The organism is Paenibacillus beijingensis, assembly GCF_000961095.1.
GTDB classification, from domain to species: Bacteria; Bacillota; Bacilli; order Paenibacillales; family Paenibacillaceae; genus Paenibacillus_O; species Paenibacillus_O beijingensis.
The window spans coordinates 3,598,728-3,623,555 of the sequence record NZ_CP011058.1 but is presented as its reverse complement, the minus strand read 5'-3'; the positions used below and the strand labels follow the sequence as shown (position 1 = coordinate 3,623,555).

Sequence of the window (24,828 nt, the reverse complement as noted above, 5' to 3'; positions counted from 1 at the left end):
TTAGCTTCCCGCGCGCTGCTGTACGGCTATCCATCGGCTTAAACGTAGGTGGCCACCTTAAACTCGACATTCGGCCCGTAAATAACTTCTACTTTCTCGGTTTCGACCCCTTTCTCGTCAAAAACCTCTCCTTTCGCCATAATAAGCGGGATATCTGCCTCATATCCGAACAGTTGCTTCGTTCTGCTGTCCCCTATAATCGGATATATTCCCAATGTCGCTTTTTGCGGAATCTTGTTGTACTGCCGGTTCATAACATTGTACAGCGACTGCTCGGCGAAATCGTACCGGTCGATTCCGGGAAATAGCGATAATGGAATATATGACGTATCGATCGTCAGCCACAACGTGTTCGTTTCCCGTTTCATCCCTCTTAACCGAACCAGTTTCAAGAACCGGGTTTTATTTTCAACAACGATTTGTTTTTCAAGAACATGGGAAACAGGCGTTTCATTTTTTTTACGAATCGAATCGGTAAATCCGCTGAAATTCCAAATGTTTTGCTTCATTTCCCGCAGGCAAACGAGCGTTCCTTTACCGTGAATTTGCATCAGCAGGCCTTCGTTGACAAGGTTCGATATCGCCTTGCGGATCGTCGTTCTTGTTACATCGTACATGTTCATCATTTGGGTTTCGGACGGAATCGTTTCCCCCTGCTTGTATCTCCCGCTTAAGATGTTGTCCCGAATCATATTCTGGAGCTGGACATAGAGCGGTACACTGTCATTTCGGTTAAGCATGCAGGCCTCCTCAAATGCACCCGGAACTTGAAAAAATATCGCCAACTTCCGTTAATGCCGGGGTGCTTTTTTCAATACGGTCGCCCCCAAAGTATGTTCGAAATGGCCTAAAGCCCAGCGGTGCCCTTCCTCATTAAAGCTGGCTACGGCGTCTTCGTGAATAATTAGACGAAAGCCTTTATTGTAGGCGTCCACACTCGTATGCAGAACACATATATCGGTGCATACGCCGACCAGATGAAGTTCGTCGATACCTCTCATGCGCAGCTGAAGCTCAAGATCCGTACCGCAAAAAGCGCTGTACCTCGTCTTGTCCATCCAATGGATCGACGGCTTGTTCCTTTCGTACAATTCTCCCAGCTTGCCGTACAAATTCCTGCCTTCCGTTCCCCGGACGTTATGAGGCGGAAACAATTTGGATTCCGGATGAAACGGATCATTTTCTTCGTGAACGTCCACCGCCATGACGACCCAGTCGCCGCTGCTCACAAATTCCTTCGTCAATTCGGCGATTCGCTCTTCGATTTCGATGGCAGGCTTGCCCACCGGAAGTTTGCCGTCTACAAAATCGTTCGTATAATCAATAATAATGAGTGCCCTCAAATCGTATCCCCACCATTTCATTAAAGTTGTACGTATGAGTCAGCTACATTATATCAATTCCGTGGCATTGTTCAACATGCTTCTGTAAACATTTTCTGAACAACATAACCGCGAGGCCTCCCCCGTACCAGTCTTCCCGGTGCCCGTCTTCCCCGTACCAGTCTTCCCGTGCCCGTCTTCCCCTGAACCTGTATGTCTTTCGAGTTCTTTTCTCCACTCTCCCATTAACTCAGGAAGACAATCTACTTCTGAATTCGTGCCTCAAAATCACAGGAGCGGCCATCATCTGCTTCCTTCCGGGAAACGTCACTTAATTGACCGGCGGGGCATCCTGGGATGTTGGAGCAGATGACCGAGATATTGGAGCAGATGACCGAAATGATTTCCTGAGCCTATGGGAGAGTGGACAAAAGATGCTGAAAATGGACCTTACCCTTACAAAAGCAGAAACGGCTGCTGCCGTCTCATTCGGCAAACAACCGTTTCGTGTATAAAGAAATAAATCGGCGTGTAGCTAATCCCAAGGATAGTCCATCGTCAGGAAGCCGGCAAATTTCTTGCTTTCCTCCCTGCGGTGACGACGCATTTCCGCCCGCACCGGAGCCGTTTCGTGCAGCTTCTTCTCTTCCTCCGTCTCCGGAATGACGCCGGGAACGGCGATCTTGCCGCCGGAATGCTCGTCGAGGGCGACAAACGTTTGAAAGGAAGTGGCTGCGATCGTTCTTTCTCCGGTTTTCAGGTTTTCCTTAATGACCTTGATAAACACTTCCATCGAGCTGTGTCCCGTCCAGGTCACAAACGATTCCAGCGAGACCGAGTCGGTCGGCTCGATCGGATGCAGAAAATCGACGGAATCTGTCGATGCCGTAACCGTGCTGCTGCGGCACAATTTGGCAGCCGATATGGAGGCAATATCGTCAATGTAAGACATCAGCTTGCCGCCAAAAAGGGTGTTGTGGTTGTTGCAATCCGTCGGGAATACCCGCGATGTCTTGAACGCTCTCGTTTCCCGGATGAACTTCTTGTCCATATGTATGCCTCCAGCCTTCCCGCAAAACGGCTCTTCTCAATCCTGACGAGAAGAGCCGTTCCAATTTCCTATTTTTCAAAGTGTGCTGAAATCGATCTTCGCGGAGCAGGCCCGCCCAGCGGCTTTCTATTTGAAATCAGTGTGCTGAAAAATGGCAAGCGAAGCGGATGAATTGTTCTGGAGAAGCGCTAGCGTTCGCCTTTGCAAACGGATTCTAACCTTATCAAGGTTAGTATTCATTCAAAGAATCCGGCTGCAACAGCGATGGGAAGAATAATTCATCCGCGCAGCGCCGTTCATTTCACCACACTTTACGTCCGCGCCATAAATTCGCCCAGCGCTTCTGACAGCCGCTCGATGCCGGCCGCCATCCGTTCTCCGCCGCAATGGGTAAAGTTCAGGCGCGCCCGGTTGCGCTGCGGTTCGGCTGCATAGAACGGGCTGCCCGGTACGAAGGCGACCCCCTTCTTCACGGAGCAGCGCAGCAGTGCCTCGGCATCCAGCCCGTCCGGCAGCTCCAGCCACAGGAACATGCCGCCCTGAGGTTCCACCCAGGACACGCCGCTCCAAGCCTGCTTCAGCAGCAGCGCCTGCATTTCCCTCATCCGGCTGCCGTAAGCATCGGAAATGGTACGGATATGCGCGTCCAAATCGAAGCCGCGCAGCAGTTGGTACAGCGTCTGCTGATCGAGCGAGCTGGAATGCAGGTCGGAAGCCTGCTTGGCTTTGGCCATCATGCTGATTATGCGCCGGTCGGCGACCGCCCATCCCGTGCGCAAAGCGGGTGCGGCGATTTTGGAAAACGAGCTGGTATAAATAACATGACTGTCCTGCGTTTTTCCTTCCAGCGAGGCGATTGTCGGAAAATGTGCTTTCTCGTCGAATTTGATTTCGCCGTATGGATCGTCTTCAATAATAAGCACGCCGTATTTGCGGCACAGCTCCAGCAGTCCGCGCCGGCGCTGCTCACTCCATACCCGTCCGGTCGGATTTCCGAACGTCGGCACGATGTACACGAGCTTCGGACGTTCCTGACGAATAATCCGCTCCGCGTCTTCCAGATCAATGCCCTCGGCATCGCTTTGCGCCGGAACGGGACGAAGCCCAGCCAGACTGAAAATTTGGAGCGACGCCAAATAGGTCGGATTTTCCACCAGGACAACATCGCCGGGCTCGGTCAATACACGCGCCGCGAGATCGATGGCCTGCTGCGATCCGGTCGTCAAAATGATTTCACCAGGATCTGCCTGCATCCCCTTCGCGGCCATACGGGCGCTAAGCTGCTCGCGCAGCGGCAAATACCCTTCCGTCAGCCCGTATTGCAGCGCAGACCTGCCCGATTCGAACACGCGGTCCGCGGCCTGCCGGATCGCTTCGGTCGGAAACAGCTCTTCGGCCGGAAGTCCCCCCGCAAACGATATAATTTCATTGCCCTGCGTCAGTTTCAATATGTCCCGGACAACGGACGATTGAAGCTGCTCCACTCTGCCCGCAAATCGGTAATCCATTGATGCCAAGCCCCCCATAAATTTTGACTGCTTCTTACGCCGCCATAGATTAGTTTCATTTTACGCTCATTGGGCCGCTTCGGCAACCGGACATATTCCGGGCTGATGAACCTCCCCTGCCTACGCTTAACCTCCCCTGCCTGCGCTTCGCTAAGAGGCAGGAGTTTCTTACTAGCCATTCCTACAGGTCTCTGCAAAACAGCAGGTTTGCTGCCGTCTTTCGCTGCATGCAGCGGAGAATCCCGGTGGATTGGTTCAGTAAGCAACACTTTTGCAAGTGGGTGGGAACTCACCTTCTACTACTTCTCGCTTTACGCGATCCGTAGATACTTGATCTTTTTGGTTTTGCCCAGGTACCTTATATCTCCATGGAGATGTTTGGACAATATCCCTTTGCTGCCGTGAACATCACGATGCTCCGTATAGCCGCAGGTACAGATATATACCACTCGTGGCGATCCCTTGCGGACTTCACCGCCGTTATTTGCAGTAAAATGTCCATATCTCTACTGTAACGAACCCCAGAGTCGCAATGGGCAGATAAACAGACGAAAGTACGGTCTTTTTCGGTAAATAGATTCCCCTCGGTCCGTTACATTTTTAATGTGCTTCATTTCGTTCAAATAGCGGCAGCTGAGTTCGTAAGAATTTCAAATCTGCTAAAGGAGCAGGTGATCGTACTTCACCTAAACGAACCGGTCAAGGGCGTCCCCTGACCGGTTCGTTTAGGTGAAGCTTATAAGCGCTGCAGCCCTTTGTCAAGGCAGATAAAGCGACTGTTGTTCAACATTCTAATTAAGGCGTTTAGATGGCTATCTTGCGGTTATTTGCTGCTCATGCTGGTCCACTTGCTCTGGATGTCCTGCAGCATTTGCTCTTTGGTCATCTTTTTGGCGATATATGCCTGGATGTCCGCGCCGACTTCCTGTCCCAGACCTTCCGGCATGCGCATGAAGTACCAGCCGAGCGTTTTGTTTTCTTTGCTGTAGGCCATAATATCGTTCGCGATCGGGCCGAGCACTTTCGGATCGCTTACTTCGATCGTGCTTAACGCCGGAATAAACTTGAAGTCATTGACGATATATTTCTTGCCAGCATCCGAGGTGACGAGCCAATTCAGAAAATCTTTCGCTTCCTGTTTCACTTTCGAGTTATTGTTGATAACCCAGTTGTTCGGAACGCCGACCAAAATGTTTCCGCTTTTCGCATCGTCATTGATCGGCATCGGCAGCACGCCGATATTCAGGTTCGGACTAATGCCGTCAATTTGCACCTGCGTCCAGTTCCCTTGCTGCATCATCGCCGTTTTGCCGCTGGCGAACAGCGTCACCTGTGTGTTGTAGTCCGTCGTCAGCGGATTTTTGTTGCTGTATTTCAGCGTCAAATCAAGCAGCTTCGCCCAGTCGTCGAACACTTTGTTGCCTTCGATTTTGCCGGTACCGTCGCTGAGCGATTTCGCGAACGCTACAGGGTCATCCTGGTTGGCCAGCGCGACGTTGAAGTTATGCAGGCCAAGCACCCACCATTCCTGGTAGCCGTTCGAGAAAGGCGTAATTCCCGCATCCTGCAGCTTCTGCGCCGCCGCTTCCAGCTCGGAGAACGTTTTGGGCGGTGTCGTAATGCCTGCTTTGGCGAACAGATCCTTATTGTACAAAAATCCGTAGCCTTCGATTCCGATCGGCATGCCGTACATTTTGCCGTCTTTGCTGATCGGCTCTTTTGCCGATTCAATAACGTCCTTCACCCAAGGCTGGTCGGACAGATCCTCCAGCTTGCTTTCCCACGTGATGAGCTCCTGATTGCCGCCGTTGTTGAAAATGTCCGGTTCGTCGCCTGCGGCGAACTTCGCTTTCAAAGCCGCGCCGTAATCCGCGCCGCCGCCAACCGTCTCAATTTCCAGCTTGACGTTCGGATGCTCTTTCTCGTATTCCGCTTTCAAACGGTTCATCGCTTCCGCAATTTCAACCTTGAACTGGAATATTTTAATCGTAACCGGCTTGCCCGATCCGGAATTCGATCCGGAGCTTGTCGAATTGGTCGTATTTGTCGTATTCGTACCGGTTTCATTCGCTGTCCCGCCGTTATTTCCGCCTCCGCATCCTGCCAAAGCGCCTGTAGCGAGCATTGCCGTCAGCAGCAGCAGCCATCCTTTTTTCATCTGAAAACCCTCCTCTTTTTTGGTGCAGCCATGTTCTTTTACCCTTAAATCGTGTTTGTAAGCGCTGTACAACTTGAGTATAGAATGAATTTGAAAGCGCTAACACCGACAATGTTGAACAAAAAGGTAGAAAATATTGATTTATGTTATCCTTTGACCGAACCCGCCGTAATGCCGGAAATAATGTGGCGCTGCAGCGTAAGGAAGAAAATGACGATCGGCGTTACCCCCATCACGAGACCGGCAAGCGCCAGATCCCACTGTTTCGTATACTGGCCGAAGAACGAGAACGTCGACAGCGGGATGGTGCGCAGCTCCGCTTTGCCGAGCATCAGCTGCGGCAGCAGGAAGTCGTTCCAAATCCACAGGCTGTTCAAAATAACAATCGTCGCCGTCATCGGTTTGAGCAGCGGGAATACGATCCGCCAAAATACTCCGTATGGAGAGCATCCGTCTACGACAGCGGATTCCTCGACCTCCAGCGGAATCGATTTGATGAAACCGTGGTAGAGGAAAATCGTCAGCGATGCCCCAAAGCCCATGTAGCATACCCACAATCCGGGCAAGCTATTGATCAGCGAAAACCAATTAGCCACTTTGACAAGCGGGATCATGATCGATTGGAACGGAATGACCATCGCCGCGACGAAGATGAGAAACAACGTGCGGTTATAACGGGTCGGGCGTCTTACCATCCGGTAAGCGGTCATGGAGCTGAAGACGGCCAAGCCGACAATGCTTGAGATTGTAATCAGGAACGAATTGAGAAACGCTTTCGGGAAGTCCATAATATTCCATGCCCGCGCATAGTTTTGCCAGTTAATCGCTTTCGGCAGCGCGGCAGAATCCAGCAAAATATCCGCAAAATTTTTCAACGAGTTGCTGAGCAAAAAGTAAAACGGAATGAGGAACAGCAGGGCGATCAATACGGCGACTATTTCGACGACCAGCGTACCTGCTTTATAACGGCTTGTTTCCATTATATCTGCACCTCCCTGCGTTTGGTGATCCATACTTGCAATGTTGTCAGCAGCGCCACGATCAGGAAGAACAGAAACGCTTTTGCCGTTCCAAGTCCGTAGCGGTTATTTTGAAACGCTTCCAAATAAATGTTCAGCGCTACCGACTGGGTTGAATTGTAAGGTCCGCCTTTGGTCAGCGACAAAATGACATCGAACGCTTTGAACGACCACGACAGCGCCAGAAAGAGCGAGATCGTTACGGCCGGCATAATAAGCGGGACGGTAATGTGACGCAATCTTTGCCAAGAGGTTGCACCGTCGATCGACGCCGCTTCGATCAGCTCCCGGGGCACGTTGATGAGCGCCGAAATGTAAATGACCATCAAGTAGCCCGCCGTACTCCATACCGTTACGATAATGACGCCCCAAAATGCGGTCGGTTCGTCGCCCAGCCATGGGAGGTTGAACAGCGACCAGCCCGTTTTTTCACCGATTGCCGCGAAGCCTTTGATGAAAATAAACTGCCATATAAAGCCGAGCAGCAGGCCGCCGATGACGTTCGGCATAAAGAACAGCGTGCGCAGCACATTGCGCGATTTGACCGGCTGGGTCAGAAGCAGCGCCAGCAAAAAGCCGACCAGATTGGAAATAATGACGGCGACAATAGTAAATTTAAAGGTGAAGATAAACGAATTGCGGAAGCCCGCATCTTTAAACACCGTAATGAAATTGTCTATTCCGACAAATTTCGCGGTATCGGCAACACCGTTCCAGTCGGTAAACGAATAGTACATCCCCATAAAAAATGGGAGGGCCACAATAAGGGCAAATGCCGCTGTTGCCGGCCCGGTAAAAACAAGCTGTTGAATCCACTGCGCCGACCATCCCTGTCTTTTCATTCCTGATCTCTCCTTTTGCCTCAAATGCTGAAAAAAAGGCTGTTTTTGCAGCTGTTTCGAGTAATGTAAGCGCTCTTTTTATGTATTCAGTATAATTCCGTTCGACAAAATCGCACACTGATGATCATGACCAGAAAGGTGGAATATATTGATCTTTGCCGCTCTTCTCCTTATAATAGCAGATACAAATACTAATTAAAGCGGTTTCATAAAAACAGGCTTTAGTTCCGGAAACGAGGTGAAACGGCCTTTGAACGTGAAATGGCTGAAGCGTAGCATACGTACGAAGCTGGCGGTCTTCCTGCTAATCTCCATCGCCGTTCCGATGCTGGCTTCCATCATCATTACAAACCTGCGCACCTCCAACATCGTCACCGAGGGCGCCGTTCGCCAAAATGCGAAGCTGCTGATTCAAGGCAAAATAAATATGGCCAATTATTTGGACCAGTTTAACCAAATTTCCTTGCTTCCTTATAACGATACGAAAAATACCGACACGCTTTACCGGATCTTGGAGCAGGGCAAAACGGATTATTTGTCCGAGGAGGAAGTTTACCGCAGTCTGCAATCGATGGGTCGTTCCATTAAAGAGATCTATCAGGTGTATCTGCACTCCAATAGCGCTGAACGCGGCTATTTGTTCACGCGCGGGCTGTACAAGAAGGATGACCAGCTTACGCCCGGCAATGGCGCGGCACTTCCGGAAGGAACGGCGTACCGGGTGGAACCCGCCCACGAGAGCGGAAGCTACGGGATCGACAAGCCGCCCCGTTATTCGCCGGTGCAGGTCATTTCGTTTCACCGGTCCATTCTGCAAATTCCCGGCGACCGCATTATCGGCACCTTGGCGATCGATGTAACGCCCGATATCATTGATGCGATTTGCAATGAGCTGTACGACCGCGAGCAGGAGCAGCTGTATTTGCTGTCCGGCGACGGGACGGTCGTGTACGGACCGCAGCCGGATCAACGCGGCAAACGGCTCACTGACCCTTGGGCGCGCCATGTGCTTCAGCTGGCGGCGGCGAACGGTCAAGGGTACTATCAGTCGGTGAGCGGCAGTTCGTTTCAAGGGGTTTACGTCTACGATCGATTGACCGACAACGATATGAACTGGACGATGGTTAAAGTGATCCCTGAACAAGTGCTGCAGGCCGGCACGCAGCAGGTAACCGAAGTAAACAGCATCGTGCTCGGCATCTCGCTGCTGCTCATTATCGCCGCCGCCCTTATCGTCTCGTTCTGGATTACGAAGCCGGTCAAAGTATTAACCGGTTATGTCAACCGCATTCAATCCGGTGAGCTTGATACCGATATCCGGCTGCAGCGCGAGGATGAAATCGGACAGCTTGCCCGCCGGTTCCGGATCATGATGGAAACAATTAACAATTTAGTACTGCGGGAATATAAGATGGAGCTGGCAAACAAAACGAATCAGCTGAAAGCGCTGCAAGCACAGGTTCACCCCCATTTTCTTTATAATGCTTTGCAATCGATCGGTACGGCGGCGCTTCAGCACGGCGTAGCGGATGTATACAAGCTGATTATGCTGCTGGGCAAAATGATGCGCTATTCCATGAATACGGCTGAAGAGTTTGTCGCTATTTCCCAGGAAATCAGCCACACATCGGCTTATCTCGAGCTGCAGAAGCAGCGTTTCGGCAGCAAACTGACATATCAAATCGAGGTGCAGCCGGCAACGGAACAAATCCTTGTCCCGAAAATGATCGTTCAGCCGATCGTTGAGAACGTATTCAAGCACGCTTTTGACCCGATCGGAGGCGAGTTGGCCGTCGATATTGAAACAGAGCTGCAGGATGGATTCGTGCGCATCCGCATCATCGACAACGGTCCCGGTATGTCTCCGGACAAAAGGGAGCAAATCGAGGCACGGCTCAGCCGTCAATCCGATGCTTTCTTAACCGCTGCGATTTCCGATCATATCGGACTTGCCAATGTTTATGCCCGCATGCTGCTCTATTTCGGAGACCGGGCCGGGATCACACTCGAACCGGGTGAAGCGGGAGGATTGACCGTAACGCTGCATATCCCGCATGTGACAGGAGGGGAACGGTTGTGAAAATTTTAATTGTAGACGATGAGCAGCACGCCCGGGAAGCGGTAAAACTGCTCGTTCCGTGGCAGGAGCTCGGGGTAAACGATATTTTGGAGGCCGACAATGGAGAAGCGGCCAAGCTGCTGATGGAGCAGCATCAGCCTCAGCTTGTGCTGACCGACATGTACATGCCGATCACAAACGGGATCCAGTTTATGGAATGGACGCGAAGCCGCTATCCTCGTACCCGCATCATTGCGATCAGCGGCTATAACGACTTCGACTATGTCCGGCAAGCGATGAAATACGGCGGACTCGACTATATTTTAAAACCGATTGATCCGGATCAGCTTGGCGAAGCGGTCGCCAAAGCATTGGCAGGGCTGCGCGAGGAGGAGAACGAGAAGCGCAGCCAGGTGGAGCGCGGGATTGCGCTGAACCAGTATAAGCCTGTCTATTGGAATCATCTGTTCGACCAGCTGATTCAAACCGGCGGCACCGACGGGACGGCGCAAAAAATCCGGCAGGAATTCGCCGATTTTCCGCAGTCCGGCGAAGGGCAAGCGGTCATTATCAGCCTATTCCCCATCCACAACACCATAGTCCGCAAATTCGGCGGCGATAAGGAGCTGCTGCTGTTTGCCGTCATTAATGTACTGAACGACCTTGTCCGCACCAAATGGAGAGCGGGCTATGCCTTCCGGCCGGCAGCGGCGGACGATGAAGCCGTCATTTTGTTCTGGAATGGATTAGACCTTCTCTTGCCCCGGGTTCAGCAGCTGACCGAAGCGGTATTTACCGCTCTGAAGGCTCTCGTCCATGCCGGGATCGGAATCCGGTCGCCGTTTCCCGCCGGTCTTGCGCAATCGGTGGAAACAGCCCGGGAAGCGCTCTTGCAGCGCAATTTATTGGCTCCGAAAGAGCGGGTCCGCTCGGCCCCAAACGCCAGGAAAGATTCCGCACAATTTCGGCATCTGACCGATCTCGAGGCTCCTGTGCGGATGGCGCTTCAGCTGCGCAATGCGACAGACGCCCGCGCCGCCGTCGAGAATTGGTTTGGGCGCGTTCAGACGATGACTGCGGTGACCCCGGCGCAGCTGAGGCTCTGGGAACGGGAATTCGGCCTGCTTCGGACACGCTGGTTTGAAGCGGCGCTTGAAGAAGAGGATGCCAGAGAGCTTGCGGATCAGCCGGCTCCGCCTCTTCCCTTCTACTTCGACGATAACGGGAAGCTGCTGTTGAATGAAACCGAAAGCGCATGGAAAGAAACGATTGCCGCCTTGATCGAATCCGTAATCGGCCGCGCGCGCCAGCAGCGGAACATGATTGCGGAGATGACGAGATATATCGAGGAGCATCTGAAGGAGGATTTGTCTTTGCAGCAGCTGTCGGCCCGTTTTTATGTAAGCCGCGAGCATATTTCCCGGCGGTTTAAGCAGGAAACCGGTCATACGCTCTCGGAGCATGTCGAGCAGCTGCGGGTGGACAAAGCGAAAAAACTTCTCGGTAACCCGCAGTTGAAAGTGACCGATGTGGCGGCCCAGGTCGGCTATTCGGACGAGAAATATTTTAGCAAGGTGTTCAAAAAACAGACCGGTTTTGCGCCAAACCAGTACCGGCGGCAGCAGTAGACTTTAACGCGCCTTCTCCCGGTGCTATCTGCAGCGCTGCAAGGCGGCAGTCCAAAGAAACCGTTTTCTTTTTCCATTCTTTTCGTTATAATGAAGGAAATGATCGGGAGGTGCCGCGGATGACGATTAAATTCCTCATTGTCCTCGTCGTCTTGGTGTTGTTTCTGACCGCTATCTTAACGTCTTCGTACAACGACGACAAGACGAAAGGGCTGTGAATCCGAACCGAGATGACACAAGCCGACAGGTAAGATCCCCGCAGTGCAAACAAAAAGAAGCTTTCGGAATATCCCGCGTTTAAACAGGTATCCGGAAGCTTCTTCTTTGGGTCCAATGCAGATTGCATCAGCGCTGAAGATAACCCATATCGATCATACATTCCGCACATACGTAACGCTCTTTAAACTCGTGAACCTCTTCCATCGAGCTGCAAAATACGCATCTTGGACGATAACGCTCCAGTATAATATGATCGCCCTGCACCAATATTTCAACCGGATCCCCTTCATTCATCTGATACCTTTTGCGCAGCGATTTCGGCAGCACAATGCGGCCTAACTGGTCAACCTTCCGTACAACACCTGCCGGTTTCATCGAATTTCCTCCTCTGTCTCATTTCATGTCCGTTGCCAGGAAACCTTTGCTCCATAACATTCGATGGATCCGCTGTGTTTCCTTCCCATTTTTACTTCTTTTTAGAAATTTCTTCCCGCTGAATTCACCCTTATTGCATGCCGGCAAAATCGGATTGCCTCAAAGCTTCATACAACACAATGGCGGCGGAATTGGATAAGTTGAGCGACCGCACCTTATCGGTCATCGGCATGCGGATACACGTTTCGGGATACCGGTCCAGCAGCTCCTGCGGAAGTCCCTTCGTTTCTTTCCCAAACACAAAAAAATCGCCGTCCCGGTAATTCATATCGCAATACGTCTTGCTTGCCCGCGTACTGGCGAAAAAAAAGCGTCCTTCCGGATGCTTGTCCGCCAATTCCTGAAACGAATCGTAGTAATGAACCTGAACGGCATACCAATAGTCAAGTCCGGCTCTCTTCAGCGTCTTGTCATCCGTGCGAAACCCGAGGGGCCGCACCAAATGAAGATGCGCACCAGTAGCCGCGCACGTTCGTGCAATATTGCCGGTATTGGCCGGAATCTCAGGTTCAACCAGCACAATATGAAAAGCCATACCCGTCGCTCACCTCTCAACCTGTCCATTATACACGATTTATTGTTGCATTTTACATCCCGTTAACATCCGCTTCATTCCGCCCTAAACTTTCCGTGCCATAATGGCTGTATACTACCCGAAGATAAGGAGAGTTGTCCTATGAGCAAAAAGGTGCTTGTCGTTGATGACGAGCCTTCCATCTCAAGGCTGATCGAGTACAACCTCAAACTTGCCGGATATGAAGTCAGCTGTGTTCATGACGGCGAAGCCGTATTTCAAATGCTCCGGTCCTTCCGGCCGGATTTAATCGTACTGGACCTTATGCTGCCCGGAATGGACGGTATTCAAGTGTGCCGGGAGCTGCGCAAGCAGGCTAACGCCGTCCCGATTGTCATGCTGACCGCCATGCATGAAGTAACCGACCGGATTGCCGGCCTGGATAACGGGGCCGACGATTACATGACCAAGCCGTTCAGCCCGCAGGAGCTCATATCCCGGATCGGCGCCGTTCTGCGCCGTGCCCGGGAGCTTCCGGGTGCTTCGCCCGAAGAGGATGCCGCCTTGGAAATCGGCCGTCTGACTCTGCTTCCGTCACAGCGGGAAGTGAAGGTAAACGGGCAGCCGATCGAGCTGACACCGAAAGAATATGAACTGCTGCTGTTTCTGTGCCGTCACCAGAACCGCGTTCTGTCCCGCCAGCAGCTGTTGCATGGCGTTTGGGACTACCACTTTCTCGGCGATACGAGAATCGTGGATGTACACATCAGTCATGTACGCGACAAAATCGAACGAAATCCGCGCATGCCCGAATACATTCAAACCGTTCGCGGCGTCGGCTACAAGCTTATCGCACCCGCCATTCACTCGGCGCTGTAATGACATGAGAACGCCCTTTCCGGCCGCTTTGCCGGAAAGGGCGTTCTCATGCGGACTAGCAGTAACGGCTGTAGCCGTCTTAATCTTTAAACCATTAAACGCTTAACCGTTTTTGCGCTGAAACTCCTGCATAAAGTCGGCCAATGCTTTACAGCTTTCAAGCGGAACGGCATTATAGGTCGATGCCCTCAAGCCTCCGACGCTCCGGTGCCCTTTCAAACCGACAAATCCATGCTGTTCGGATTCCTTCGCGAACTGTTTCTCCAGTTCTTCGGATTGCAGGCGGAACGTAATATTCATCAGGGAACGGCTGGCCGGATCCGCAAAACCGCGATAGAAACCGCCGCTTTCGTCGATGGCATTGTAAATCAGCTTCGTTTTGTCGCGGTTATACTGCTCCAGCGCCGCAACTCCGCCTTTGGAAGCAATCCATTTCAGCACCAGATTCACCATGTAAATGGAAAACGAAGGAGGCGTGTTATAAAGCGAGTTCGATTTCGCATGCGTATCGTAACGCAGCATCGTAGGCACCGATTTCGGGCTTTCGGCTACCAGATCCTCACGCGCAATAACAATGGTCACCCCTGACGGACCCAAATTTTTCTGGGCGCCGGCATAAATGATGCCGAATTGATTGACATCGACTGTCCGGCACATAATGTCGCTGGACAAATCGCCGATCAGCGGAACGCTGCCCGTATCGGGATATGCGGCAAACTGCGTTCCTTCAATCGTTTCGTTGGATGTAATGTGCAAATACGCTGCATTGTCCGGCACGCTAATTTCCGATAGATCCGGAATGCGGTTATAGGCAACGCTCTCGGACGAGGCGGCCACAGCCGTTTCACCGACCAGCTTCGCTTCCTGCAGCGCTTTTTTCGCCCAGCTGCCGGTCATGACATAAGCTCCCGTCTTGCCTGCGCTGAGCAGGTTGAGCGGAATCATGGCGAATTGAGTGCTTGCGCCCCCCTGCAAAAACAGGATTTGGTAGTTGCCCGGAATTGCGAACAGCTCCCGCATCAGCGCTTGGGTTTCATTGTGCACCCCTTCGTAAATCGCACCGCGGTGCGACATTTCCATGATGGACATACCCGAACCGCCGAATTCGACAAATTGTTCCTGGGCCTGCTGCAGCACCTCAATCGGTAAAGCAGCCGGGCCGGCATTGAAATTATATGCGCGGTGAGTCACCGTCTCCACTCCTGTCCTTTTTACGAATATAATATGGTTATGATAGCAATTTTGAGGGGATGCTTCAAGTCATAAGAATGTAAATGGAGGTCGCTTTTGTGAACAATAGCTTTCGTTTGTTTACCGCTATCGCCGTTTCCGATAACATTCGGCAAGCGCTTGGCGCGCAGCTGCACGGTTGGCGCAAACTGAGCTTCTCCCGCTGGGCCCACCCCGAAGATTGGCATCTTACGCTTCATTTTGTCGGAGAAACGCCGGAAAACAACCTTCCCGCCGTCTGTGAAGCGCTCGACGAAGCTTCTCGCTGGGCGAAACCGTTCCGGATTACATTATCGGGGCTTGGCGTGTTCGGCCCGCCAAAGAAGCCTTCCGTGCTGTGGCTCGGTCTAACGGAAATGCCTCCCGAGCTGCGTGCGCTGCACGAGCGTCTGGGCGGCACGCTGCTGCTCCATATCGGCTATGAAGCCGAACGGCGTCCGTATCGCCCTCATCTTACGCTCGCCCGCAAATACGAAGGCACCGCACCGTTCGATTCTTCTTCCCTCGCCAATGAACATCCGCAGCTGATCTGGACCGCTAGCGAAGCCGTCTTGTACCGCAGCCGTCTCGGCCAAGTTCCGATGTACGAAATCATTCACCGCTCGTCTTTCCAGGGAAGCCACGAATAACGCGAATCCGCCACATAACCTTACAAACGATGTCAATTATGAAAGGCATACGCACAAAAAAACTGCACCTTCAAGCAGATAAGTCTGCTGGAAGGTGCAGCTTCCGTTAAGCGATTAGCAGTCGAAGTACAGACCGTATTCATGCGGATGAACGCGGATGGATACTGCTTTTGCTTCTTGGCGTTTGAACGCTACATAGTTTTCAATGAAGTCCTTCGTGAATACGCCGCCTTCAGTGAGGAACTCGTAGTCGGCTTCCAGAGCGTCAAGAGCTTCGTCGAGCGAACCCGGTACGCTGCGGATTTCTTTCTTCTCTTCGTCAGACAGCTCGTAGATGTTTTTGTCAAACGGACCGTAGCCAAGAGCGGAAGGATCCAGCTTGCGCTTGATGCCGTCCAGACCTGCAAGCAGCATAGCTGCGAATGCGAGGTACGGGTTAGCCGTGGAGTCCGGCGTACGGAACTCGATGCGGCAGCCTTTCGGCGTTACAGCTGCAACCGGAATACGGACAGCTGCAGAACGGTTACCTTTCGAGAACACGAGGTTAACCGGTGCTTCGTAACCCGGAACAAGACGTTTGAACGAGTTCGTGGACGGATTCGTCAGCGCGATCAGAGCCGGCGCGTGGTGCAGAATACCGCCGATGTAGTTCAGAGCCGTTTCGCTCAGGTTCGCGTAAGCGCCCTTCTCGTAAAACAGCGGGGAATCGCCGTTGAAGATCGATTGGTGAACGTGCATGCCGCTTCCGTTATCGCCGAACAGCGGTTTAGGCATGAACGTAGCCACTTTGCCATATTGGCGGGCTGTGTTATGAACGATATATTTATACAACAGGAGGTTATCAGCCGTTTTGGTCAGCGTATCGAAACGGAAGTTGATTTCCGCTTGGCCTGCCGTTGCAACTTCGTGGTGATGACGCTCTACGCGCAATCCCGTTTCTTGCATCAGACGGACCATTTCGCTGCGGATGTCTTGCTGCGAGTCGATCGGTGCAACCGGGACGTAGCCGCCTTTTACGCCTACTTTGAAGCCAAGGTTGCCGCCTTCTTCTTTGCGGTTCGTGTTCCACGCCGCTTCCTCGGAATCAACCGTGTAGAAGGAAGTGTTCATGGAGCTTTCGTAGCGAACGTCGTCAAAAACGAAGAATTCGGATTCCGGAGCGAAGAATGCAGCCGTACCGACACCGGATTGTTGCAGAAACTCTTCGGCTTTTTGAGCGATGCTGCGCGGATCGCGCTCATAGCGTTCGCCGTCAGGAGTGTGGATGTTACACATTACGTTCAATGTCGGGTGATCCGTGAAAGGATCGACAAATACCGACTCCGTGTCAGGCATCATTACCATATCGGATTCTTCAATGCCGCGGAAGCCCGGGATCGAGGAACCGTCAAACGCTACGCCGTTTACGAACGTATCTCCATCCACCTCTGTTGCAGGGAGAGTGATGTGATGAGCACGACCGGAAAGATCGACGAAACGGAAATCGACAAACTGGATGTTATTTTCTTTAATTTTGTCCAATACGCTTTGAACTGACATCTGAAATTTCCTCCATTTCCGAACATTTACGTTGTCTGGAATTGATATTGTTCAACTTTTACGGCAAACTATGAGGCTATTATAAATCGGAGCGCCTGCACCGTCAATACTTATGTTAGATATTTTTTGTGCAAGTGTTAACTATGTTTACAGGTTTTATACAATTTTCACATTTTGGAGCCCAGCGCTGAAAAAATCCGCAACTTCTCAAGTAAAAGGAGAAATTGCGGATGAATTCCGAACATTGGTAGAAACGAACGCTCCTGCATGACATTTCTATAATGTTCATATTTATTCAGTTTTATTCGTTCTTCGAAATGAGGGATTTTATTTTTGCCAAACGGCAAATGCTTCGGCCGATTCTTTGGCCGTATCGAACTTTTTGCCGACGAGGGCTGCCAGCTTCTCCAAATCTTTAAGCAGGCCCGCGAACTGATCGGGGAACAGAGACTGAACCCCGTCTCCGGTCATCGAATTGTCGGGATCGGTATGCATCTCGATAATGAGACCGTTGGCGCCGGCGGCCACCGATGCTTTGGCCATCGGCTCCACCAGCTCGCGACGGCCTGTTCCGTGGCTCGGATCGGAGATGACCGGCAGATGGCTGAGCTGCTGGAGAACCGGTATCGCCGACAGATCAAGCGTGTTGCGCGTGTACGTCTCGAATGTGCGGATGCCGCGCTCGCACAGCATGACGTTCGGATTGCCGCCGGCCAAAATGTATTCCGCCGCGTTCAAAAATTCGTCATAGGTAGCGCTGAAGCCGCGCTTGAGCAGAACGGGCTTGCGGATCGTGCCGAGCTTGCGCAGCAAATCGAAGTTTTGCATATTGCGGGTTCCGACCTGTAAAATATCGGCGTATTCCGCGCACACGTCGACGTACTCGGGCGTCATAACTTCGGTAATGGTCAGCAGGCCGTGCTTTTTCCCCGCCTCCGCCATCATAATCAGCCCTTCGACGCCGACGCCTTGGAAGCTGTATGGGCCTGTACGCGGCTTGAATGCGCCGCCGCGCAGTACTTGTCCGCCGGCAGCCTTCACGAGGCGCGCGATTTCGTCGATCTGCTGCGGCGATTCAACGGCGCACGGTCCGCCCATGACGACCATATGCTCGCCGCCGATTTTGACTCCGTTAATTTCAATTACAGTGTCGTCCGGATGAAAGTCGCGGCTCGCAAGCTTGTAGGACTTGGAGATTTTCACGACGTTGTCGACGCCTTTCATTTGGCGCAAATGCTCGGCAAGCGTCGGCTCCGCCTTGCCGATAATGCCGATAACGGTACGGTCTGTGCCGCGCGATACATGCGCCTGCACGTTTGCCCGCTCAATATGGGCTACAATTTCCTGAATCCGTTCCTCGGTAATGTTAGGTTTCGTAATGACGATCATCTATGGCACTCTCCTTGAAAGTTAAGTTAATTATACTTAGCACTTCAACGCTTGTTCGCTTTTGTGCTTTGTGGCTTTTATGCTTTTAATGACTAAAGCAACTATACAAGAAAAAATCATCCTCGTCAAGGATGATTTTTCTCCGTTTGCCGGCAGGGAAAAAATCGGTTCACGGGCGTTCCGTTAACGGCTTCACCTTCACTGCGGAACGGTTCTTTTTGCGTTTTTCTTTTCGCTTGTTCGCAAAAAAAGCAATCATCATCCGTACCGGAAAATAAAACAACGTTCCGAGTATAATGCCGTTGATTACTCCCCCGACGATCAGCTTCAAGTTCACAAGCAGCAATTCATTTAGCCAATTCGAAATAAAAGGGATCTCGAATCGGATGTGGGAGGGCAATATATAACCTCCCATTTTCTGATTGAGCACCGCCATCGGCAGATAAATGATTTTTCCGAGTACAAAGCCGACAAGAGCGCCGGCTAAGCTCGCCCGGGTCAAATAAACAAGCGGAAAAATGAGAAAAAAAGCTAGCCCGTAGGTGGGAAGAGTGAACATTTCGACGCAAATGCCGATCGCAAAGCCAAGCGCCACCTTTGAAGGTCCGCCCGGCGCCCGCAGCAGCTGCACAAATTTATACCTGGACCATCTCCTCACCCGCTCCGGCGCAGATTTCGATTTCGTGAAAGCCATGCTCCATCCCTCTTTATTTAACTGACTTAACCTTTACGTTCGGCAAAAGCTTATTCATATCGACGGTCCGTTTTATTTCCCAAGTGTCCGGGTTGTCGTGATCGTACTGTTCCAAATACGCGATAACTTCCCGTGTCAATGGAGTCGGCGTCGAAGCGCCGGCCGTTACCGCAACGCGCTGCGCCCCTGCCAGCCATTCCCGGTTCAGCTCGGAAATATCCGAGATGCGGTATGCTTTGACGCCTGCAATTTCCTCCGAAACCTGTGCAAGACGGTTGGAATTGTTGCTCCGCGGATCGCCGACTACGATGCACACATCGGCTTCGCCGGCCTGTCCCGCGACGGCCTCCTGCCGGACTTGCGTAGCCAAGCAGATTTCGTTATGAATTTCCGCTTTCGGATATTTCTCCAGCACCCGGTTGATCAAGTGGCGGATATCCCACTGCGACATCGTCGTTTGATTTGTAATCAGTATACGATCGCTCTGCAAAAAAAGTTGGGCTATTTCGTCTTCCTTCTCAATCAGATGAACGTGCTCCGGGGCAACGCCGATCGCCCCTTCCGGTTCGGGGTGGCCTTTCTTGCCGATATAAATGATCTCATACCCTTCCGCGGTCTTCTCGCGAATAAGGTCATGCGTCTTCGTGACGTCGGGACAAGTGGCGTCGACGATCGTCAGCCCTTTGTCGCGGGCGCGGCGCCGCACTTCCGGCGAAACGCCGTGAGCGGTAAAAATAACGGTGCCGCAGTCAATTTTCTCCAAAATCTCCAGACGGTTCTCGCCGTCGAGCGTAATGACCCCTTCTTCTTCGAAGGCATCGGTGACGTGAGCGTTATGAACAATCATGCCCAAAATATAAATCGGACGCGGCAAATCCAAATTACGGGCCGTCTGCAAGGCAAGCACCATTGCATCGACAACACCGTAACAATACCCGCGCGGTGCTATTTTTACCACTTCCATCGATAAATACCCGCTTTCTAAAGCCGGCTATTTCTCCAAGTTCCGACTTTGTTCTTCCATTATACCCGAATCATAATGCAGAGAAAAGGCAATGGGAAGCCAAATCGTGAATGTCGTTCCCATTCCTTCCTGGGTTCTGACCTCCACGGAACCTTTGTGCTCGTCGATAATCCATTTGGCGATCGATAGGCCGAGCCCGGTTCCTCCCGTCCTGCCCCTCGATTCATCCGCCCGGTAGAACCGCTCAAAAATATTCGGCACTTGCTCGGACTTCATGCCGATTCCCGTATCGCGTATAATGATGCCCGCCTGACGGTCCCTGCTGACGGCCTGCAGCTCGACGTAACCGGCGGTCGTGTATTTGAACCCGTTCTCGATAAAAATAAACAGCAGCTGGCGCAAAAAATCGGGATGACCGTTCACCCCCACATTTTCGAGCACGGACAGATCGCCAACGCGCCATTCCGCTTTGCGCGGGAGATGACTGGCGCGGCGCGCCACTTCTTCCACAAGCGGCAGCAGCTCGACCGGTTCTTTTTCCATCACGTAACCGGCATCGGCGCGCGCCAAAGCAAGCAGATCGTTGACCAGACGGCTCATCCGCTTCGCTTCATCCGATATATCCCCCATCGCTTCCCGGGACAAGGCGGCACGCTCGATATCTTCGGGGGAGAAATGCACGGCGGGATCGTCGTTGCTGGCCTGCAGAGCCGGCAGCCACATGCGCTGCAGCAGCTCAATATTGCCCCGGATCGTCGTCAGCGGCGTCCGCAGTTCGTGCGATGCGTCGGAGACGAATCGGCGCTGCGCCTCATAAGCTTCATCGAGCTCATTGTAGGCCGTCTCCAGACGGCCGAGCATGCCGTTGAGCGTATCGGTCAGCCGGCCAAGCTCGTCGTTTGGCCCCTCGTGGCTGATGCGCACGCTTAAGTCCGATCCCTTCTCGATCTGCTTGGCTGCATCGATGACGACTTCGATCGGCCTCAGCGACTGCCGGGCCATAAGAAGACCGATCGTAAAGGCGATGACAAGTCCGATCAGCGAAGAAAAAATGAGAATCGTCTTCAGGTTGTTCAGCAGCTTGTCTTCCTTGCTTGTAATGACGCCGACCTGCAAGTAGCCGATGACCTGTTTGGTGCCTTCCACATATACCGGTGCCTGGTAAATATAGAACGGGTACCCTTGCAAGTTAACCTTGACGTATCCGCTTCCCGCATTCACGGCTTTCTCGGCCGTATTCGGAAATGGAAACCTCAAATTGCCCGGGAGAGTGCTGGAGACCCCCGTTGTGTTAATCCGGCGATAATCGATAATCTGTGTATAGATGTCGGTGTTCTGTAATGAATCCGGGTTAATGATCAGGCTGTCCGGATCAAAAACGCTGCTTTGTGAAAATTGCTGCGCAATCAGCGCCGTGGCCCCGTTGATCCGCCCCTTGATATCTTTCACCGTACTATAGCTGAGAAAGGCGTATACGGCGATTCCGATAATGATCAGAACGGCCGTCAGGATGCAGGAATACCAAAGGGTCAGCTTATAGCGGATAGGCATCGGTCAGCCTCCTTCTCCGCGCAGCACATAACCGGTGCCGCGCACCGTTTGAATGAGCCGCTTCTCCCCGCCCTCTTCCGTTTTTTGTCGAAGCATGGCAATGTATACCTCCAGCACGTTGGACTCGCCGCTGTAGTCGAAGCCCCAAATTTTATCCATAATGGAGTCCCGTGTCAGCACGCGCCGCGGATTTTGCATAAACAGATGCAGCAGATCGAATTCCTTGGCCGTCAAGTCAATTCGGCGCCCCGCCCGGATCGCTTCCCTGGAATCGATATCGAGCAGCAGATCTTCGTACAGCAGCCGGTTTCCGTTCTCTTCAAGCTTGTCCGGCTTGCGCCTGAGCAGGGCGCGCACGCGGGCGAGCAGCTCCTCCAGCGCAAACGGCTTGACCAAATAATCGTCCGCTCCAAGATCAAGCCCCCGTACCCGGTCCCGAACGTCATCCTTCGCCGTCAGCATCAGGATCGGAACCGAGCTGCCGCCTTCGCGAACTCTGCGGCACACTTCCCAGCCGTCGATCTGGGGCATCATCACATCGAGCACGAGCAGATCGGGTTCGGACATCAGCATCAGCTTCAGTCCTTCGGATCCGTTGTTCGCCGTCGTCACCTCATAGCCTTCAAATGCCAAACTTCTGCGCAGCAGCGACGTTATTTTTTCATCGTCGTCGACGACAATAATTTGCTGTCTCATCATTTTTATCCCCCTATTACCATCCGTAAATTCATCTATTAATTTGGTTTGAAACTTAAAATAAGTGCTGGACTGAACTCAGCTGTATGGAGGCAACGCAAACGGACACAGAATCCGCTATGTCCCTCTAATCACTCTTTTTGCCTGTAAGCGGACATATGATCCGTTTAATGGCTATGAATCCTCACAAATTGGCTTATCCGCGCATGAATAACGGCTCCTCTGTCCGCGAATGTTGCGAAATAGCTCTCATAGCAGGAAATAGCGGCCATATGGTCCATCTGCTGGCCCCGGACCTCGGGCACGTATAATTTCAGCTCTTGGTTCAGGCGGCAAGCGAGTCTCCCTGCGCAGCCTAACTCTGCTCCCCTCCGAAAAAGGAAAGCGGAGCGGGCAGGTTTGAATCTGGAGAAGCAGGGCTTTCTTCACCGGGTGAAAGAGAGTGGAGTGGACTAATTGTTCTGGAGAAGCGACAGCGATCGGAAGAATAATTAGTCCGCGCAACGGCTCCCTCTTTCACCAAACTATGTGAATCCGGCTGCATCAGCAGTCGAAAGATCAAACCTGCCCGCGGAGCGATTCCTTTTTCCCCCACTCTATCGGTTCATAACAAAAAGCGCAAGCGGACAATGCCTGCCTTGCGCTTTGTCGAAGCCGGGCCGTTCACTAACGGGAAGCGGCGCCGACGGTATCAACTGTTATTGCATGCTATAGTCGTTCCGGTTGCCGATTGTAACCGTCAGATCCATCGCTTTGCCGTTGCGGATAATGTTCAAGGTCACTTTATCGCCGACAGATTTTTTCTGGATGGCTTCAATGAGCGCTTCTTTCGTGCTGATCTTGGTGCCGTCCAAGCCGGTAATGACGTCGTATTGACGCAAATCCGCGTCATAGGCCGGCGTTTTGTATTGCACGTTGGAAACGATCGAACCATCCGTGCTGCTCAGGCCAAGCTGCTGTGCCATTGCATCGGTGATGTCTCTCAGCTCCGCTCCGATAAACGGCCTAGGAGTCGTCACATTCTCGTTATTTTTCAGCCTATCGACAACTTCTTTAATGGTAGTCGTCGGGATCGCAAAGCCGATGCCTTGAGAAGAAGAACTGATCGCCGTATTAATCCCTACCACTTCGCCGTTCATATTAATGAGAGGACCGCCGGAGTTGCCCGGATTGATCGAAGCGTCCGTTTGCAGCAAATTCGTGTAGTTGCGGGTCGTCCCGTCTTCTTCGTCCGGAATCGAAATTTGACGGCCTTTCGCGCTGACGACGCCTACCGTTACCGTATGGTCAAATCCGTTCGGGTTGCCGATTGCCACGACCCAGTCACCGATGACGCTCGCATCGGAGTCGCCCAGCGGAAGGGTCGGGAAAGGCTTGCCGCCCGTGTTCTCCACTTTCAGAACCGCAAGGTCGAGATCTTTGGCGGTACCCATCAGCTTCGCCGTAAACGCTTTGTCATAGCCTTGAACCTTGACTCTAATTTCATCCGAACCGGCGACAACGTGCTGATTGGTCAAAATGTAACCGTCCGATTCAAAGAAAAATCCGGAACCGATTCCAAGCTCCTGCAGCTGGCCGCCGTTGTTGCCATTCCCGCCATTGCCGCCATTGCTGCCATTGCCGCCGTTGCCTTCGTTCGACCCGTATTGATCGCCGAAGAACTGCTGGAAGAACGGATCGTTGAACATGCTGTTGCCGCCGCCGTTTCTCGATTGCTTCACATAGGTTTCAATCAGCACAACGGCCGGACTGGATTTTTCCGATATTTGCGCAATGTTGTTCGGACGAACCGTATCGGCTGCAGTTGATGCTTTGCCCGAAGTCGTCACATTCGTTCCGGTGGTGCCTGCGGATGCCGACAGCGCTTCATTGCCGGTAAACCAGTTGAACTTGTCGGAAGCGAACATCAGCGAGCCGACGAGCAGGACACCGACAAGAAACGAAGCAAACATCGCACGAAACGGAGATCCTTTTCTCTCATTCATTTTCCAGCCGTCCCGGTTCACCTGCTGTGTCGGCGCAAACGGCCGGACTTGACGGGGCGGAGTCACCAATACGTCCTTGCTGCCGGCGTGAACGCGCTCATTGTACCGGGAATCTTCCGGGTAATCGTGATCACCCGCCGGCTTGCCTTCCGAACGGTAGCCGTCGCTTGGCCGCTGCTGGGAACCGGATTTAAACGGACCGTACGAATAATAGTAGGATTGCTTTTGTTCCTCGTCCGAACCTCTGTCTGCAGGTCCGGCATTATCGTCCTCGGCCCGGTGCCGCTTATCCGAATCTCCAGATTCGCTGAAGAAATCGTCATACGGATTTTTTTTGTTTTGATCGTCCATCGTTGTTTCTCCTCTCTTGTATCCATCCGTCTGTTGTTCATCGCAACGAGCCGGCTTAACGTTGTTGTCGCTCTTGCTGTTACTATCATGCACAATCTACCTTAAAACAAACTTAAAAATCATTTAAACCAAAATAAAAAACCTTTGCTCCAGCTGCAAAGGTAAA

General features: G+C 52.3%; 21 protein-coding genes. 4 read left to right on the top strand and 17 right to left on the bottom strand.

The genetic code is table 11. From position 1 onward, the window contains the following. Positions 1–38 precede the first annotated feature (38 nt). The 7 genes from VN24_RS16420 to VN24_RS16385 form a co-directional block, all read right to left on the bottom strand. Positions 39–740: a GntR family transcriptional regulator gene (locus VN24_RS16420; protein ID WP_045671279.1), complete on the bottom strand. Its 702-nt coding sequence runs from the start codon at positions 738–740 to the stop codon at positions 39–41. A 51-nt stretch (positions 741–791) separates the two neighbouring features. Continuing rightward, a complete protein-coding gene (locus VN24_RS16415) occupies positions 792–1,343 on the bottom strand; it encodes a cysteine hydrolase family protein (RefSeq protein WP_045671278.1) in 552 nt (183 codons plus the stop codon). A gap of 514 nt (positions 1,344–1,857) precedes the next feature. Next, positions 1,858–2,373, bottom strand: a complete 516-nt coding sequence (locus tag VN24_RS16405; protein WP_045671276.1) for an acyl-CoA thioesterase — start codon at positions 2,371–2,373, stop codon at positions 1,858–1,860. A gap of 311 nt (positions 2,374–2,684) precedes the next feature. Continuing rightward, complete coding sequence (locus tag VN24_RS16400; RefSeq protein ID WP_045671275.1) at positions 2,685–3,881, bottom strand: aminotransferase-like domain-containing protein; 1,197 nt, start codon at positions 3,879–3,881, stop codon at positions 2,685–2,687. A gap of 823 nt (positions 3,882–4,704) precedes the next feature. Then, positions 4,705–6,039, bottom strand: coding sequence for an ABC transporter substrate-binding protein (locus VN24_RS16395; RefSeq protein ID WP_045671274.1), 1,335 nt, complete (start codon positions 6,037–6,039; stop codon positions 4,705–4,707). A gap of 146 nt (positions 6,040–6,185) precedes the next feature. Continuing rightward, entirely contained in the window at positions 6,186–7,019 is an 834-nt protein-coding gene (locus VN24_RS16390) for a carbohydrate ABC transporter permease (protein ID WP_045671273.1), read from the bottom strand. Continuing rightward, entirely contained in the window at positions 7,019–7,900 is an 882-nt protein-coding gene (locus VN24_RS16385; protein WP_045671272.1) for a carbohydrate ABC transporter permease, read from the bottom strand. Before VN24_RS16385 ends, VN24_RS16390 begins: the two co-directional genes overlap by 1 nt. A 256-nt stretch (positions 7,901–8,156) precedes the next feature. Between VN24_RS16385 and VN24_RS16380 the strand changes: the two genes are divergently transcribed. Together VN24_RS16380 and VN24_RS16375 are read left to right on the top strand one after the other, a co-directional pair. After that, positions 8,157–9,980 carry a cache domain-containing sensor histidine kinase gene (locus VN24_RS16380; protein ID WP_238590934.1) on the top strand — a complete coding sequence of 608 codons (1,824 nt, stop codon included), beginning with the start codon at positions 8,157–8,159 and terminating at the stop codon, positions 9,978–9,980. Further along, positions 9,977–11,587 (top strand): response regulator, encoded by a 1,611-nt coding sequence (locus VN24_RS16375; protein ID WP_045671271.1) that lies wholly within the window; start codon positions 9,977–9,979, stop codon positions 11,585–11,587. Before VN24_RS16380 ends, VN24_RS16375 begins: the two co-directional genes overlap by 4 nt. A 345-nt stretch (positions 11,588–11,932) precedes the next feature. Here the strand turns inward: VN24_RS16375 and VN24_RS16370 are convergent, their stop codons facing one another. Next, on the bottom strand, positions 11,933–12,181 hold the full coding sequence (locus VN24_RS16370) for an AbrB/MazE/SpoVT family DNA-binding domain-containing protein (RefSeq protein ID WP_045671270.1): 249 nt from the start codon (positions 12,179–12,181) through the stop codon (positions 11,933–11,935). Positions 12,182–12,311: 130 nt separating this feature from the next. Further along, positions 12,312–12,776, bottom strand: coding sequence for a tRNA (uridine(34)/cytosine(34)/5-carboxymethylaminomethyluridine(34)-2'-O)-methyltransferase TrmL (gene trmL, locus VN24_RS16365; protein WP_045671269.1), 465 nt, complete (start codon positions 12,774–12,776; stop codon positions 12,312–12,314). A 141-nt stretch (positions 12,777–12,917) separates the two neighbouring features. Between trmL and VN24_RS16360 the strand changes: the two genes are divergently transcribed. Beyond that, positions 12,918–13,634 (top strand): response regulator transcription factor, encoded by a 717-nt coding sequence (locus VN24_RS16360; RefSeq protein ID WP_045671268.1) that lies wholly within the window; start codon positions 12,918–12,920, stop codon positions 13,632–13,634. 102 nt (positions 13,635–13,736) lie between these two features. On the opposite strand, the gene serC is transcribed toward VN24_RS16360, so the two are convergent. After that, a complete protein-coding gene (gene serC, locus VN24_RS16355; protein WP_045671267.1) occupies positions 13,737–14,825 on the bottom strand; it encodes a 3-phosphoserine/phosphohydroxythreonine transaminase in 1,089 nt (362 codons plus the stop codon). Between the two features lie 98 nt (positions 14,826–14,923). Between serC and thpR the strand changes: the two genes are divergently transcribed. Next, positions 14,924–15,493, top strand: a complete 570-nt coding sequence (gene thpR, locus VN24_RS16350) for an RNA 2',3'-cyclic phosphodiesterase (RefSeq protein WP_052702997.1) — start codon at positions 14,924–14,926, stop codon at positions 15,491–15,493. Between the two features lie 114 nt (positions 15,494–15,607). On the opposite strand, the gene glnA is transcribed toward thpR, so the two are convergent. From glnA to VN24_RS16315, 7 genes are all read right to left on the bottom strand, one after another. Further along, positions 15,608–17,032, bottom strand: a complete 1,425-nt coding sequence (glnA, locus tag VN24_RS16345) for a type I glutamate--ammonia ligase (protein ID WP_045671266.1) — start codon at positions 17,030–17,032, stop codon at positions 15,608–15,610. Between the two features lie 327 nt (positions 17,033–17,359). Continuing rightward, positions 17,360–18,421, bottom strand: a complete 1,062-nt coding sequence (aroF, locus tag VN24_RS16340) for a 3-deoxy-7-phosphoheptulonate synthase (RefSeq protein ID WP_045671265.1) — start codon at positions 18,419–18,421, stop codon at positions 17,360–17,362. A gap of 169 nt (positions 18,422–18,590) precedes the next feature. Next, positions 18,591–19,115, bottom strand: a complete 525-nt coding sequence (locus VN24_RS16335) for a DUF2062 domain-containing protein (protein ID WP_045671264.1) — start codon at positions 19,113–19,115, stop codon at positions 18,591–18,593. Between the two features lie 13 nt (positions 19,116–19,128). Continuing rightward, on the bottom strand, positions 19,129–20,079 hold the full coding sequence (locus VN24_RS16330) for a 4-hydroxy-3-methylbut-2-enyl diphosphate reductase (protein ID WP_045671263.1): 951 nt from the start codon (positions 20,077–20,079) through the stop codon (positions 19,129–19,131). A gap of 27 nt (positions 20,080–20,106) precedes the next feature. Next, on the bottom strand, positions 20,107–21,630 hold the full coding sequence (locus tag VN24_RS16325) for a sensor histidine kinase (RefSeq protein WP_045671262.1): 1,524 nt from the start codon (positions 21,628–21,630) through the stop codon (positions 20,107–20,109). Positions 21,631–21,633: 3 nt separating this feature from the next. Then, on the bottom strand, positions 21,634–22,326 hold the full coding sequence (locus VN24_RS16320) for a response regulator transcription factor (protein ID WP_045671261.1): 693 nt from the start codon (positions 22,324–22,326) through the stop codon (positions 21,634–21,636). Positions 22,327–23,024: 698 nt separating this feature from the next. Next, positions 23,025–24,662 (bottom strand): S1C family serine protease, encoded by a 1,638-nt coding sequence (locus tag VN24_RS16315; RefSeq protein ID WP_045671260.1) that lies wholly within the window; start codon positions 24,660–24,662, stop codon positions 23,025–23,027. Positions 24,663–24,828: the final 166 nt, after the last annotated feature.